Annotated in this window: 13 protein-coding genes; 7 read left to right on the top strand and 6 right to left on the bottom strand. The window is 66.7% G+C overall.

From position 1 onward, the window contains the following. Positions 1-30 precede the first annotated feature (30 nt). From SPDO_RS03480 to SPDO_RS03470, 3 genes are all read right to left on the bottom strand, one after another. The gene (locus SPDO_RS03480; RefSeq protein WP_088366007.1) at positions 31-846 is read right to left on the bottom strand and encodes an ABC transporter permease; all 816 of its coding nucleotides are present in this window, start codon (positions 844-846) and stop codon (positions 31-33) included. A gap of 66 nt (positions 847-912) precedes the next feature. Continuing rightward, positions 913-2,226 carry a glycosyltransferase family 4 protein gene (locus tag SPDO_RS03475; RefSeq protein WP_088366006.1) on the bottom strand — a complete coding sequence of 438 codons (1,314 nt, stop codon included), beginning with the start codon at positions 2,224-2,226 and terminating at the stop codon, positions 913-915. A 12-nt stretch (positions 2,227-2,238) separates the two neighbouring features. Then, positions 2,239-3,399, bottom strand: coding sequence for a glycosyltransferase family 4 protein (locus tag SPDO_RS03470; RefSeq protein ID WP_088366005.1), 1,161 nt, complete (start codon positions 3,397-3,399; stop codon positions 2,239-2,241). A gap of 26 nt (positions 3,400-3,425) precedes the next feature. Here SPDO_RS03470 and SPDO_RS03465 point away from each other — a divergent pair, with 26 nt between their 5' ends. The 5 genes from SPDO_RS03465 to SPDO_RS03445 all read left to right on the top strand — a co-directional run bounded on the left by SPDO_RS03465 (position 3,426) and on the right by SPDO_RS03445 (position 7,763). After that, a complete protein-coding gene (locus tag SPDO_RS03465) occupies positions 3,426-4,106 on the top strand; it encodes an ABC transporter ATP-binding protein (RefSeq protein WP_088366004.1) in 681 nt (226 codons plus the stop codon). A 102-nt stretch (positions 4,107-4,208) separates the two neighbouring features. After that, positions 4,209-5,354 carry a polysaccharide biosynthesis/export family protein gene (locus SPDO_RS03460; RefSeq protein WP_088366003.1) on the top strand — a complete coding sequence of 382 codons (1,146 nt, stop codon included), beginning with the start codon at positions 4,209-4,211 and terminating at the stop codon, positions 5,352-5,354. A 27-nt stretch (positions 5,355-5,381) separates the two neighbouring features. Then, positions 5,382-6,395 carry a KpsF/GutQ family sugar-phosphate isomerase gene (locus SPDO_RS03455; protein WP_088366002.1) on the top strand — a complete coding sequence of 338 codons (1,014 nt, stop codon included), beginning with the start codon at positions 5,382-5,384 and terminating at the stop codon, positions 6,393-6,395. A gap of 13 nt (positions 6,396-6,408) precedes the next feature. Then, complete coding sequence (locus SPDO_RS03450; RefSeq protein WP_211279985.1) at positions 6,409-7,215, top strand: 3-deoxy-manno-octulosonate cytidylyltransferase; 807 nt, start codon at positions 6,409-6,411, stop codon at positions 7,213-7,215. Beyond that, positions 7,215-7,763 carry a histidine phosphatase family protein gene (locus tag SPDO_RS03445; protein ID WP_088366001.1) on the top strand — a complete coding sequence of 183 codons (549 nt, stop codon included), beginning with the start codon at positions 7,215-7,217 and terminating at the stop codon, positions 7,761-7,763. The genes SPDO_RS03450 and SPDO_RS03445 overlap by 1 nt, the downstream gene beginning before the upstream one ends. 7 nt (positions 7,764-7,770) lie before the next feature. On the opposite strand, the gene kdsA is transcribed toward SPDO_RS03445, so the two are convergent. Both kdsA and SPDO_RS03435 read right to left on the bottom strand, forming a co-directional pair. Further along, positions 7,771-8,592, bottom strand: coding sequence for a 3-deoxy-8-phosphooctulonate synthase (gene kdsA, locus SPDO_RS03440; RefSeq protein ID WP_088366000.1), 822 nt, complete (start codon positions 8,590-8,592; stop codon positions 7,771-7,773). Next, complete coding sequence (locus SPDO_RS03435; protein ID WP_088365999.1) at positions 8,589-8,882, bottom strand: hypothetical protein; 294 nt, start codon at positions 8,880-8,882, stop codon at positions 8,589-8,591. Before SPDO_RS03435 ends, kdsA begins: the two co-directional genes overlap by 4 nt. 21 nt (positions 8,883-8,903) lie before the next feature. Between SPDO_RS03435 and SPDO_RS03430 the strand changes: the two genes are divergently transcribed. Together SPDO_RS03430 and SPDO_RS03425 are read left to right on the top strand one after the other, a co-directional pair. Next, positions 8,904-10,025: a hypothetical protein gene (locus tag SPDO_RS03430; RefSeq protein ID WP_088365998.1), complete on the top strand. Its 1,122-nt coding sequence runs from the start codon at positions 8,904-8,906 to the stop codon at positions 10,023-10,025. After that, positions 10,025-11,425, top strand: coding sequence for a cytochrome P450 (locus tag SPDO_RS03425; protein ID WP_088365997.1), 1,401 nt, complete (start codon positions 10,025-10,027; stop codon positions 11,423-11,425). The genes SPDO_RS03430 and SPDO_RS03425 overlap by 1 nt, the downstream gene beginning before the upstream one ends. A 32-nt stretch (positions 11,426-11,457) precedes the next feature. Here SPDO_RS03425 and SPDO_RS03420 read toward each other — a convergent pair whose 3' ends face one another. Beyond that, positions 11,458-13,332 carry a putative bifunctional diguanylate cyclase/phosphodiesterase gene (locus SPDO_RS03420; RefSeq protein WP_088365996.1) on the bottom strand — a complete coding sequence of 625 codons (1,875 nt, stop codon included), beginning with the start codon at positions 13,330-13,332 and terminating at the stop codon, positions 11,458-11,460. Positions 13,333-13,355: the final 23 nt, after the last annotated feature.

Raw genomic sequence — 13,355 nt, 5'->3', positions numbered from 1 at the left:
GATCCGCCGCCACGTTTTCCGGTCCGCCGATCACGGCATCTCGATACGCTTGCGCACCACCGAAAGCAAAAGAAGCCCCAACAGCATCAGCCCGAGGATCCAGGCGCTGAGATACCCGATATCGATGTAGGTCGAGCGTGCCGACTTGAACCAGCCATAGCGCATGATCTCGTAGCAATGGGCCAGCGGGATGGCGAGCAACACGTCGCGCACCTGCTTGGGCAAGGTGTTCATGATGAAGAACGCGCCCGACAGCGGCATCAGCACATAGACGATCGGGTGGATGATACGTCCCAAGGCACGGCGATCGTGCGTCACGGCGCACACCACCATCGACAGGCTCCACGACAGCAGAAACATCGCGAACACGCCCGCGGCGTAGATCAGCGGCCGCTCGGGCACGTTGGCGATCCCGGTCGCCACTGCCAGGCCCATCAGGATGCAGAAGGCCAGGAGAGTGCCCGCCTGCTCCAGCAGCGCGCGCGACAACAGCACGTCGAACGGCGTGATCGTGCGGTGATAGAAGAGCGAAACGTTGCTCTCGAGCGCCCCCTCGGCCCGCCCGACCATCGAGCGGAACGTCATGAAGTTGCAATAGCCGATCAGCGCCATCGGCACCGGCTTGATGTCGCCGGCGAAGTGGTTGGGCGTGCGCGAGTGGATCAGGCCGATCGCCGTGGCAAGGAACAGCGGCTCCAGGATCAACCACAGATAGCCGATGTTCTCGCGCCCGTAGCGCGTGTGCAGCTCGCGCATCATCAACGCGCCCACCACGCGACGTTGAATGCGCAGCCCCGTCCTCAGCACATTGCGCTGTGGCTGCAAATCAGTGCTGACGCTTGCCATGTTCCTGCCCCGGATTGTGCAAGAACGCTAAACGAAAGCGATCGGCCCGTCGAGGCACCCGCTACGTCATCGTGGCGGCGCTGCCAGCACGCCCGAGTATAGCGCATGGAGCCGCCGGCGATGCTCGCCGAGCGAAAAGCGCGCTGACTGGGCCAGCCCGGCCTGCCGCATCTTGCTGCGCAGGTCGGCGTCGCGATCGATCCGCGCGATCGCGGCGGAGAGCGCCGAAACGTCATAAGGATCGACGATCAGCGCCGCCTCGCCCGCCACCTCGGGCAACGAGGCGCGGTTGGACGTGATCACCGGCGTGCCGAGCTGCATCGCCTCCAGCACCGGCAGGCCGAACCCTTCGTACAGCGAGGGGAACAGCACGGCGCGCGCCGCCCGCACCAGCTGCATCACCAGCCGGCGCGGCAGGTAATCGAGCTGGATGATGCGCGGCCCGGACGCGCCGCTCCTGCGCTGCGCGGCTTCGACCAGCCGCAGTTCCTCGTCCTTCTGCCACCCTCGCCCGCCCACCAGGACCAGCGGATGCGGCGTATCGGTCGACAGGAAAGCCTCGGCCAGCCGCGCGACGTTCTTTTTTGGCTCGATCGCACCGAAGAACAGGAAAAAGCCGTCGGGTTTGACGCCGAACACCGCCTCCACATCGACCATCTCGTCCGCCAGGGCTGCCGGCATCGGGGTGTGCTGATAGGTGTTGGTGACACCCGCCTCCGGCGCGCCGAGCAGCTCGATGATATCGCGCCGGCTCGCCTCCGACACCGTGACGATATGATCCCCCTCGACCACGCACCGTTCCACCAGCCGATGGTAGAAGCGCTTGCGGTCCAAGGTGGCGAACGGCAGCTTCAGCGGCACCAGATCGTGCAAGGTGTAGATGTTGCGTGCCCCGGCAACCCTGATCGGGATCGGGTACGTCCAGTGCATGATCGTCGGCGGATCGGGGAGTTCGAGGTCCAAAAAGCGGCGAGTGCGCCGGAAATGATGCTCGGCCTGCTCGAACAGATGCGCGCTGCTCAGCAGCCGATCGAACCTGGGCAGACGATCGACGAAGCCCTCGCGCTCGATCCGCCCGCTGTCCTCGACCTCGGCGACGCGCAGTCCGCGGGCAACCGACACCCGGTCGAGCATGGGACGCAGCCAGCGAGGCGCGCGGCGGGGCGGCATTCCGCGCCCCATCGCTTCATAGAACAGTATTTCGCGCAGCCGCGGATCACGGCCGATCGGAACGCCGAACAGCCCATGTAGCGGCATGCCGAGCGAGCGCACCGCCTGCGCCAGCGCCATGCCATAGGTCGCGACCCCGGTGCCCTGCGGCAGCGCCAGGTTGAACCCGTCGATGCCGATGCTCGCAATGGTTGTTCGCTCGTCCCCCATGCGGCCGAAGGACTAAACGTCGAAGCGAGAATCGCTAGCGAATTCGTCGTGCAGCCGGCGCACCCGCGCGCCGAAGCGCGCGATCGTGAACGCCTGCGCCCGCGCGCGGCCACGCGCCGCCAGATCGCGCCGTAGCGCATCATCCCGGTCAAGCAGCGCGATACCTTGCGTGATCGCGGCCTCATCATGCGGATCGACCATCACCGCCGCGCCGTCCGCCACCTCGGCAAGCGCACCGCCGTTCGCCGCCAGCACGGGCGTGCCGAGCGCCATCGCTTCCGCCACCGGCAAGCCGAAGCCCTCGTGAAGCGACGGAAACAGCAGCGCACGCGCCTGCCGCATCAGGTCGACCAGTACCCTGCGCGGCTGATAGGGCAGGATGACGAGGCCCGGCTGGGATGCGACTGACTGGTGATCCGGGCCAGTCAGCACCAGCGGATATCGCGTGCCGCTCGCCCGCCACGCCGCGATCAGCCGCGGCAGGTTCTTTCGCGGCTCGGCAAGCCCGCAGTACAGATAATAGCCGTCCGGCCGCAGGTCAGCCGGCAGACGCCCGTCGCCCGGCTCCAGTGCCGTCACCGCCGTGCCGCAATCCACCACCAGCGCCGACGAGAGGGATAGCGCCGACAGGATCTGCTCGCGCGCAGAGGCGGAGACCGTCAGCAGGCGATCCGCCACCGCCGCTACGGCAAGGATCCGCCGTTGCAACGATGCCGGCTCCACCGCGGCGACGTCTGGCGCCACCAGCGGGATGACGTCGTGAACGGTGTACAGATTGACCCACCCGTTGATCCGCGCAGGGATCGGATAGGTCCAGTGCATGATCCCCGGCGGGCCGGGGCAGTCGAGGGTCAGCAGCTTGCCCGTCGACGTGAAGCGCGACTGCGCAAGCCGGAATACGTCCGGCGCATGTAGCCGCGCCACATCCCGCTGCAGGCTCACCCTGCTGCGCAGCCGTCCGGCCAGGCCACGTCGGATCATCCCGGCGGTGGACACCGGCTCGCCGAACCGCCCATGCTGGTCGTCATCGAGGACCAGCGGCGCCGGTCCGGTGGCGGCCAGCCCGTCGCGCAGGGCACCCGCGTAAGACGCCACGCCTGTCGCTTCGGCAGCGGCAAGCCGGCCGTCGATGCAAACTGGCACCTGTCGCTCCGGCGTCCGATCCTCTACCATTGCGGCATCAATGGCACGGGGCGGGCATGATTGTCCTAGACAATGTTTCAAAGGTCTATCGCGGCCACAATGTCGACAACGAGGTGCTGCGCGCCGTCGATCTGGTGATCCCGCGCGGCGATTCCATCGGGGTGTGCGGCGCGAACGGCGCCGGCAAGTCGACGCTGATGAAGCTGATCGCCGGCGTGGAGCGGCCGACCACCGGCATGGTGACCCGCCACATGACCGTGTCGTGGCCGATCGGCTATGCCACCGCTTTTCACCCGCATCTGACCGGCGCGGACAATGCCAAGTTCGTGGCGCGCATCTATGGTGCCGATGAACGTGAGCTGCTCGCCTTTGTCGAAGACTTCGCGCAGCTCGGCTCGTACATGCACGAGCCGATCCGCACCTATTCGGCAGGCATGGCGGCGCGGCTCGCCTTTGGCGTGTCGCTGGCGATCAAGTTCGATTGCTATCTCGTCGACGAAGTGACCGGCGCTGGCGACGAGCGCTTCCGCGTGCGGGCAGAGGAGGCGCTGTACGAGCGGCGCGACAACGGCACGCTGGTAATGGTGTCCCACGATACCGGCACGCTCTTTCGCTACTGCAAGCGCGGCGCGGTGGTCTACGGCGGCAGCGTCACCTTGTACGATACCATTGCAGAGGCAGCCGACGTCCACCACCGGCTACAAAGCCTGGGCGCGCGCGAGGGCCAGGCGGCCTGAACCTCGGTCCTCCCGCGCCTGCCGGATTGTCTTGGCTGATCTGACGCGATAACCCGCGCCTGAGCGCCGGATGGTTTGAAGCGGCGCTTCCGGGGGGACGCTATGCGCAAGGGCAGTTTTGGTTCGACGCGGCTGATCGCGGCGGCGCTGGTGGGGACGGCGCTTGCCGGCTGCACGACACTGCCGAGCGCCGGGCCGACCGCGTCGCAGATCAACGCCGCGCTGCGCAAGGACAACCAGACCGGGTTCACGATCGTCGATATCGATGCCGCCTCCGCGCCCGGCCTTGCCTTTGCGCCGCCACCGCCCGGTGGCCTCGCGACGCTCGACCAGCCCGGCCGCATCGACACGGTCGGACCCGGCGACATCCTGGAGATCAGCATCTTCGAGGTCGGCGTCACGCTCTTCACCGGCGCCAGCACCGACAGCCCGGCGCAGGGCGGCTCGTTCAATCCGTCCGCGCGCGGCACCCAGCTCGGCACGGTAAAGGTCGACGGCGCAGGCGACATCCAGCTGCCGTACATCGGCCGGCTGGCGGTGGCGGGAAAGACCCCCGGTGAGGTCGAGCGCATGATCGAGCGCGGCCTGCGCGGCCTGTCGCAGCGCCCGCAGGCGCTCGTGTCGGTCAAGGACAATGCCTATAACGTCTTCTACGTGTCGGGCGATGTGCGCCAGCCGGGGCGCTATACGCTCGGCCTACCGCGCGAGCGCCTGCTCGATTCGCTGGCCCGCGCCGGCGGCACGGTGAACCAGCCCGACGACATGGTGGTGCGAGTCACCCGCGGCACCGTGTCGCAGGAGAGCCGGCTCTCCGCCGTGGAGGCATCGGGCCCCCAGAACATCGCGCTGCTGCCCGGTGATCGGATCGAGCTGTTCAATCGCCCTCGGACCTATCTGGTGTTCGGCGCCAGCGACAAGGTGAGCCAGGTCAATTTCGGCGCCAACGAACTGTCGCTCGCCGAGGCACTGGCGCGCACCGGTGGTCCGAGCGAGCGTCTCGCCGATCCGGCCGCGGTGTACCTCTTCCGCTATGCCCCCGACGCTGGCGACGAAACGACCACCCGGCCCGTGATCTACCGCCTCAACATGATGCGCCCGGACAGTTACTTCCTCTCGCAGCGCATCGGCATGCACGACAAGGATGTGATCTACATCGCCACCGCGCGCGCCAATGCGCCGGCCAAATTGGCCCAGATCCTCGGGCAGCTGTTCTCGCCGATCCTCGCCGTCCGCGCGGTGACGCGCTAGGCTCCGGCGTGTTGATCGCGGGGTGACATGACAACGATACAATCGGAAACGATCACCACCCGGTCGGCGAGTCCGGAAACCATCGCGCTCGCCGCCCGCACCGTCTCGCTGGCAGCGGAAGGGATTGCGGCGCTGAAGGCGTGCTTTCGCGACCCCGCCTTTGCCGACGCGTTCGAGCGGCTCGTCGCGATGATCGCCGATGTGCGCGGCCGCGTGATCCTGGCGGGCATGGGCAAGAGCGGCATCATCGCCCGCAAGATCACCGCCACCCTCACCTCCACCGGCGTACCCGCCTCCTTTCTCCATCCGGCGGAGGCAGGCCATGGCGATCTGGGGATGATCACCCAGGACGACGTGGTGCTGATCGTCTCGCACTCGGGCGAAAGCAGCGAGCTTGCGGCGATCTTCAGCTACTGCAAGCGCTTCGCCATCCCCATCGTGACGATCACCGCGGACCCGCAATCGACCGGCGGCAAGGCGGCGGACTTCTGCATCGCCCTGCCTGTCGTTCCCGAGGCCTGCCCGATCCAGCTCAGCCCGACCACCTCCACCACCGTGCAGCTCGTCTTCGGCGACGCGCTCGCGATGACGCTGATGGCCGGCAAGGGCTTCTCGCGTGACGATTTCCAGCGGCTTCACCCCAATGGGAAGCTCGGCGCCCGGCTGCTCAAGGTGCACGACGTAATGGCGCGCGGCGCCGATATCCCCCGGATCGCGCCCGACGCCTCGCTGCTCGACGCGACCATCGAGATGACGCGCACGCGCCTTGGCGCGACTGCCGTCGTGGACAATGCCGACCGGCTCGTCGGCGCATTCACCGACGGCGATCTGCGGCGCAGCGTTACCGTGCAGCGCACGCTGACCGACCCGGTGCACAAATATATGAGCGTCAGCCCGCATTGTATCGGCCCGGACGAGTTGGCGTCGGAGGCGATCCGGCGCATGCACGAACGCAACGTGCTGCTGTTGTTCGTGCGCGAGGGCGAGCAGCTCGTCGGCATCGTCCACCTGCACGACGTCCTGCGCGCGGGGGTGCTTTGACCGGGCAGAAGCGATGACCGTGCTGGTGGTCATTCCGGCCCGCGCCGGCTCCACGCGATTGCCGATGAAGCCGCTGCTGCCGATCGCCGGGCTCAGTTTGCTCCACCGCACCATCGCCTACGCCCGCCGCGCGCTGGCCGACCTGCCCGCCGCGCGCCTGATGGTGGCGACCGACGATCCCGCGATCGTTGCGCATGCCCAGGAGGTCGACTGCGATGCGGTGATGACCGACACCAGGATCACGACGGGATCGGGCCGCGCGCTCGCCGCCGCGCGCCTGACGCCGACGCTGCCCGAGATCGTCATCAACCTTCAGGGCGACGCGCCTTTCCAGCCGGTCGGCGCGCCCGCCGCACTGATCCGCGCGCTCGCCCCGCCGACCACCGACGTCGCCACGCCCGTCGTTCGGCTGAGCTGGGCGGCCCTCGACGCCTTGCGCGATCACAAAAGAACCACGCCGTTCAGCGGCACCAGCTGCGCGCGCGCCGCCGACGGCCGCGCGCTCTGGTTCTCCAAGGCGATCATTCCCGCCATCCGAGACGAGGAACGGCTGCGCAGCGCCGGCGCGCCCTGCCCGATCTGGCGCCACATCGGGATCTACGGCTATCGGCGCCACGCGCTCGAACAATTCGAAGCAACGCCGCCGACCGAGCTCGAGCGGCTGGAGGGGCTGGAACAACTGCGTCTGCTCGAGCTCGGCTTCAGGATCGATGCGGTGGAGGTCGCCCCTGCGCCCTTCGACATATCGGGCATCGATACCGCGGCGGACATCGCACGCGCGGAGGCGCTGATCGCGGCGCATGGCGACCCGCACGCGTGATGCGCGCCATCATCCTCCGCCACGGCAACACCTTTTCGCCCGGCGACCCACCCCGCCGCATCGGCGCCCGAAGCGATCTGCCGCTGGTGGAAAGCGGCAGGGCACAGGCCGCCGCCCTCGCGCGCCATTTTGCCGGCACCCCCTTCGATCGCTGCCTCGCCTCTCCCCTCGCCCGCACTCAGGAGACCGCCGCGATCATCGCGCCGCACCTCGCCCCAAAGCCAACCGACTGGCTGCGCGAGATCGATCACGGCCCCGACGAGGGCGCGCTCGAAGAGGACGTCGTCGCCCGCATCGGCGCCGATGCGCTGGCACGATGGAACGCCGCGGCGCTGCCGCCGCCCGGCTGGATCGTCGATGCGCCCGCCCGCATCGCCGCCTGGCAGCACTTCTTCGCCACCGCGAGCGGCACGCTCCTTCTCGTCACCAGCAACGGGGCGGCGCGGTTCGCGCGCATCGCGCTCGGCCTGCCACCCGCCCACCTGCGCACCGGCGCTTACGGCGAAGTGCGGGACGGCCGCTTGATCGCCTGGGATGTGCGCCCCTGAACTCCGATCAGGCGGGCGCCTTGGCCACCTCGTCGATCCGCCGCAGCTGATCGAGCAGCCTCGGCAGCCACCCAAGCGGCAGCATCACCGGGCCATCCGACGGCGCATTGTCCGGATCGTCATGCGCCTCGGCAAAGATCGCCGCCGCCCCCACCGCCAGCGCCGCGCGTGCCAGCGCCGGGGCGAAGCGCCGGTCGCCGCCCGACGACGCGCCATTGCCACCCGGCGCCTGTACCGCATGAGTCGCATCGAACATCACCGGATAGCCCGTCTCCGCCATGATCGGCAGCGCGCGAAAATCGCTGACCAACGTGTTGTAGCCGAAGCTCGCGCCACGATCGGTCAGGATGATCCGCTCGTTGCCCGTCGCCGCCACCTTGGCCGCCGCCGCCGCCATGTCCCACGGCGCCAGAAATTGCCCCTTCTTGATGTTCACCGCCGCCCCCGTCGCACCCGCCACGACCAGCAGGTCGGTCTGACGCGACAGAAACGCGGGGATCTGAAGAATGTCGACCGCCTCGGCAGCCGGCGCGGCCTGCTCGGGCGCGTGGATGTCGGTCAGCACCGGACACCCCACACTGGCCTTTACGTCGGCCAGCACCCGCAGCCCCTCGTCGATCCCCAGCCCGCGCTTGCCATGGATCGAGGTCCGGTTCGCTTTGTCGAACGAGGATTTGAACACGAACGGCACGCCCGCCGCCCGCGCCATGCCGGCGATCGCTTCCGCTAGTCGTAAGGCGTGATCGCGGCTCTCGATCTGGCACGGTCCACTCACCAGCACGAACGGCCGGTCGTTGCCGAACATGACGTTGCCCACCTCAACGGTCATCGCGGTGCCTTCACAAAGCGGCGCAGCAGCTGCCCTTTCCACGGCCAGCGCTCGCCATGATAATTCCAGAAGAACCAGCCGAACAGGAGGCAGGCGATCAGTGCCGGCAACGCCATGGGATCACCCTGCCGTTTCATGGTGCGATAGAAGTCACGATCGACCGCCCAGCGCTGCCGCTCGGTCCCGCCACCGGCGATCCCATAAAGATTGTCGTGCCGCCGACAGCCGATGTTACGGTTGTATTTGCGCGGGTTCAGGAAAAGACAGTAATTCCGTTCCCGATCGGTCATCGCATCGTGTAGGCAGGCGCCATGGCGGGGTTCAAGCGGAAAGTCTTCTATGTCGGCGGCTTCGATCCGCGCGGCGTGCGCTTCTACCATGCCCTCGCGGTGGAGCAGGTGGCGCGCTACGCCAAGTTGACCGGAGAGCCCGCTTCCGTTTCCACCCGCCGCAATGCCGGCGAGTTCCGCACCGACTGGTCGATCCTCAATCCCGCGCAGGATGTCGAGACGGACTACAGCTTCCTGCGCTGGGACGATATCGTCCGCACCGCCTGGGTCCGCAATCCGTTCGCGCTCGCGGTCCGCGCATGGCGCGCCTACAGCGCCAACATCCGGCACCTCGATTTCGAGACGGGCAAGAAGCTGGGCAAGGGCCCGCTGATTACCCTTTTCTACCCGCCGATCCTCACCATCGCGCTGCCGCTGCTGCTCACCCTCATTATTGGTGGCATCGCCGCAATCTGGCTGCCCGGCTGGATCGCCTTCCTCGCCGCATTCGTGGCAGCCGTCCTGATTTCCGCGCCGCTGCTGCGCAAATGGCACGCGCCCTGGCTGCTGCGCTTCTTCGTCTTTAACAGCGAACTGGGCGGCGGCGACGCGCACCCCGCGATCGAGGCGCGACTAGACGCCTTTGCACAGGAGATCCTCGCCAGCTTCGACCAGCCGTGGGACGAGATCCTGTTGCTCACGCACAGCAACGGCTCGATCCTGTCGGTGCCACTAATGGTCCGCCTGCTCGATCGCTGCAGCGGCACCCTCCCGCCTAATTTCGCGCTCGTGACGATGGGTCATTGCATCCCGCTGGTCGCCTGCCGCCGCGACGCGACGCGCTTCCACGATCAGCTACGCCGTCTGGCCCAAGCCGACTTCCGCTGGATCGACATCGGCTCGCCCCCCGATGGCGCCGCCTATTTCGGCGTTAACCCGATGGCGATCGTCGCGCCCGACCCGCGCCCGCGCATGGAGTTGCTCAGCCCGCGCTTCCACCTGTTCTACAATCCAGAAACCTATCACAAGGGCTATACGAACAAGTACGAGATCCACTTCGATTACCTGCGCATGGGCGATCGCCGGTCGCCGCTCGACTTCCCCTGCCTGATGACCGCCGCGCGCCCGATCGACGCATCTGTCGCCGAGTTCCGGGCGATCTGATGCGCCTGCCGGATCTCGGCGGAAGCCGCGTCGACGGCCTGTTCGTGCCCCCCTTCCCCGATCCGCATCCGAAGAAATCGTCTTTGTTCTGGCGCTTCGTACGCGGCTGGAATTCGTGGATCCACGTGCTGTTCCAGAAGAGCTACACGATGAAGATGGGCGAGATCCGCACGCCCGGCCTCCACATGTACATCGCCAACGAGCTGCCGCTGGTGAAGCGGATCATGGGCGAGTGGAAAGACTTTCCCAAGCATCACCTACTCGTCCGAACCTTGGACCCGGCGATCGGCAACAGCGTGTTCTCGGCCAATGGCGATGATTGGGCGACGCAGCGCGCGATGATCAATCCCGCCTTTCAGCAGACCGCGCTCGCGCGCACCTTTGCCATGATGCGCGATGCGGCAGACGCGCTGGTCGCGCGGCTGCACGCCCTCGATCTTCGCCAGCCGGTGAATATCGATCCGCTGATGACCCATGTCGCCGCCGACGTCATCTTCCGAACGCTCTTCTCCCAATCCTTGGGCGAGGCCGATGCCCGGCGTATCCACAACGGCTTCAACCGGTTTCAGCGCCACGCACAATCGGCCTCGATGCTGCGCTTTTATCGCCTGCCGTCGCTCGGCTTCTTCGGCCGATCACGTCGCGCGGCCGACGACATCCACGCCGTCTTCGCCCACATCGTCCGCACCCGCCTCGACGCCTATCGCACGAATAAGGATCGCGGGCCCGACGACATCCTCGCTTCCCTGCTGGACGCGCGTCACCCCGAAACCGGCGCCCCCTTTGCCTACGACGATCTGATGGGGCAGGTGTCGACGATCTTCCTCGCCGGGCACGAGACGTCGGCCAGCGCGCTCAGCTGGGCGCTCTACTGCCTTGCCGGCGATCCGGAGACGCAAGGCCGCGCACGCACGGAGGTTCTGGCCGCTGCCGGCGACCAGCCATTATCGGCCGATATGCTCCGGCAATTGCCCTTTCTGCGCCAGATCTTTCGAGAAACCCTCCGGCTCTATCCCCCTGTCGCGTTCATGCCGCGCGAAGTCCGCTGCCCCACCCAGATGCGCGACAAGGCATTGCAGCCGGGCGCGATGCTTGTCGTGTCTCCGTGGCTGATCCAGCGCAATCCCGAACACTGGCCCTGCCCGCACGCCTTCAACCCCGCACGCTTCGAAGATCCTGCGAACAAAGCCACCATCCGTGACGCTTGGCTGCCCTTCGGCGCGGGGCCGCGCATCTGTGTCGGGGCAGGTTTCGCCACCCAGGAGGCAGTGATCGTCCTCGCGACGCTCCTGCGCGCCTTCACCTTTCACCCCGCGCCGGGCGCCGCACCAGAACCCGTGAGCCGCCTCACCCTCCGCCCGAAGAACGGTGTGCGACTGGTTCTGAAGAGGCTGGTGTAAACGCCAATCTTTGGCGAGGTATTGGCCGCGCTTCAGACAAGGATGATCGGGGCGATCGCCACCGGGCCGCACTCCTGCGCCTCGGCGACAAGGCCACTCCCGGCGAGCAATCGCGCGTCCTCCGATCGCAGCGGATGGGCAAATAAGAAGCCTTGGAAGTGGCTGGCCCCCGCCGCGGTCAGCAGCGCGACCTGCGCCTCGGTCTCCACCCCCTCGGCGATGACCTCCACGTTCAGCGCCTGCCCAAGCTGCGCGATCGACCGCACGATCGCCGCCGACACCGGCTCGCGTGCCAGGCCATCGGTGAAGCTGCGATCGATCTTCAGCGCGTCCAGCGCGAATTTGCGGATGTTGTAGAGGTTGGAATAGCCCGTCCCGAAATCGTCCAGCGCCACCCTGAACCCCATCTGCCGCAGGCGGTACAGCGTCTCCGCCGCACGCTCCACATCGTCGAACAGCGCGGTTTCGGTAATTTCGATCTGCAGGCGGCGCGGATCGACCCCGGCCCTTTGCACCGTCTCCATCAAATGGCCGACGAAATTGGTCCGGCCGAACTGTCGCGGTGAGAAGTTGATCGACACATAGTGATCCGGCCACGTCTTCACGGCTTCCAGCGATCTTGCGAGCACCCAATCGCCCAGTTCGTGGATCAGGTCGGATTCCTCGGCGATCGGAATGAAGGTGGCAGGGCTGATCGGCCCGAATTCATCGGTGTACCAGCGCAACAATGCCTCGAACCCGACGATCTGAAGCGATCCGTTGGCAAGGATTGGCTGAAACAGCACGTCCAGTTCGCCGCGCTCGATCGCTCGGCTGAGGCCGTCCTGCACCGCCCGCCGCACCCGAACGCCCTCGTCCATCCGCGCGTCGAACAGCCGAGCCATGTTGCGCCCGCCGCGCTTCGCATCGTTCAGCGCCAGATCGGCCTTGCGCATCAGGTCAAGCGGGTCGTGCACTTCGCGCTCGTGCGACACGACGACGCCCGCGGACACCGACGTCTGCACCTTGTGTCCCAGCACGCGCATGGCGAGGTGACATCCCGCGACCAGGCGATCGCAGGTCATCTCGGCGGCTTCGTCTCCGGCGGTTTCGAAGAGTAGGCCGAATTCATCCCCCGCCAGCCGGGCAATCAGGCTATTCTCCGGCGCCACCTCTTCCAGCCGGCGACAGGTCTGACGCAACACCTCGTCACCGGTGACATAACCAAGCGTATCATTGATGAACTTGAAGCGATCGAGATCGACCGTCGCGACCGCAAACACACCCGGCTGACGCGCGCGCTCCGCCACCGCCCGCAGGAAGGCGACGCGATTGGGCGCCTCGGTCAGCGGATCATGAGTGGCGAGGTAGACTGCCCGGCTCTCGTTCGCGGCCAACTCCGCCGCCTGCTCGCCCAGCAGGACATGCTGCCGCGCCAGCCTCGCCCGAATGTCACCAAGCTCGCGGTCGGCCTGCCATCGCGCACCAAGCCGCAACACCGCTTGGCCAATACCGTCGGCATCATAGGAGCCTGAAAGAAAGTAGATTTTATCTGCCGGCGCAGCGACATTCCGTAAATCAACCGCCGTCGGGTCTTGTTCGTCAACCACAAAGGCAAGGTTCAAATCGTCATCAGCGTCGCGCAAGGCGTGAGACACAGCGCCGATGGTGTCGTTTTGAAGGCTGCCGATCAGTGCAATCGCAAAGGGCTGCCCCGCTACAATTGAGCGCCTCACCTCTGCCGCAGCTTCCGTCAGCGCACGATGATAAACGCATTCCACATTGCCCATTTCGCCAAGCGATCCACCATCATCCTCAAGGCTGAACTCGATAGAATTGCCACCGATGACAGGCGCATTTGGCGAGGCAAAGATCGCACGATAGATGTCGTGCCGCGCAAGATCTTCGTCGACGATCAACAGCCGCATGTTTATGCCTCCCTATACTTGAA

This window comes from Sphingomonas dokdonensis (assembly GCF_002197685.1).
GTDB classification, from domain to species: domain Bacteria; phylum Pseudomonadota; class Alphaproteobacteria; order Sphingomonadales; family Sphingomonadaceae; genus Sphingomonas; species Sphingomonas dokdonensis.
This window is presented reverse-complemented; position numbering and strand designations above follow the sequence as displayed.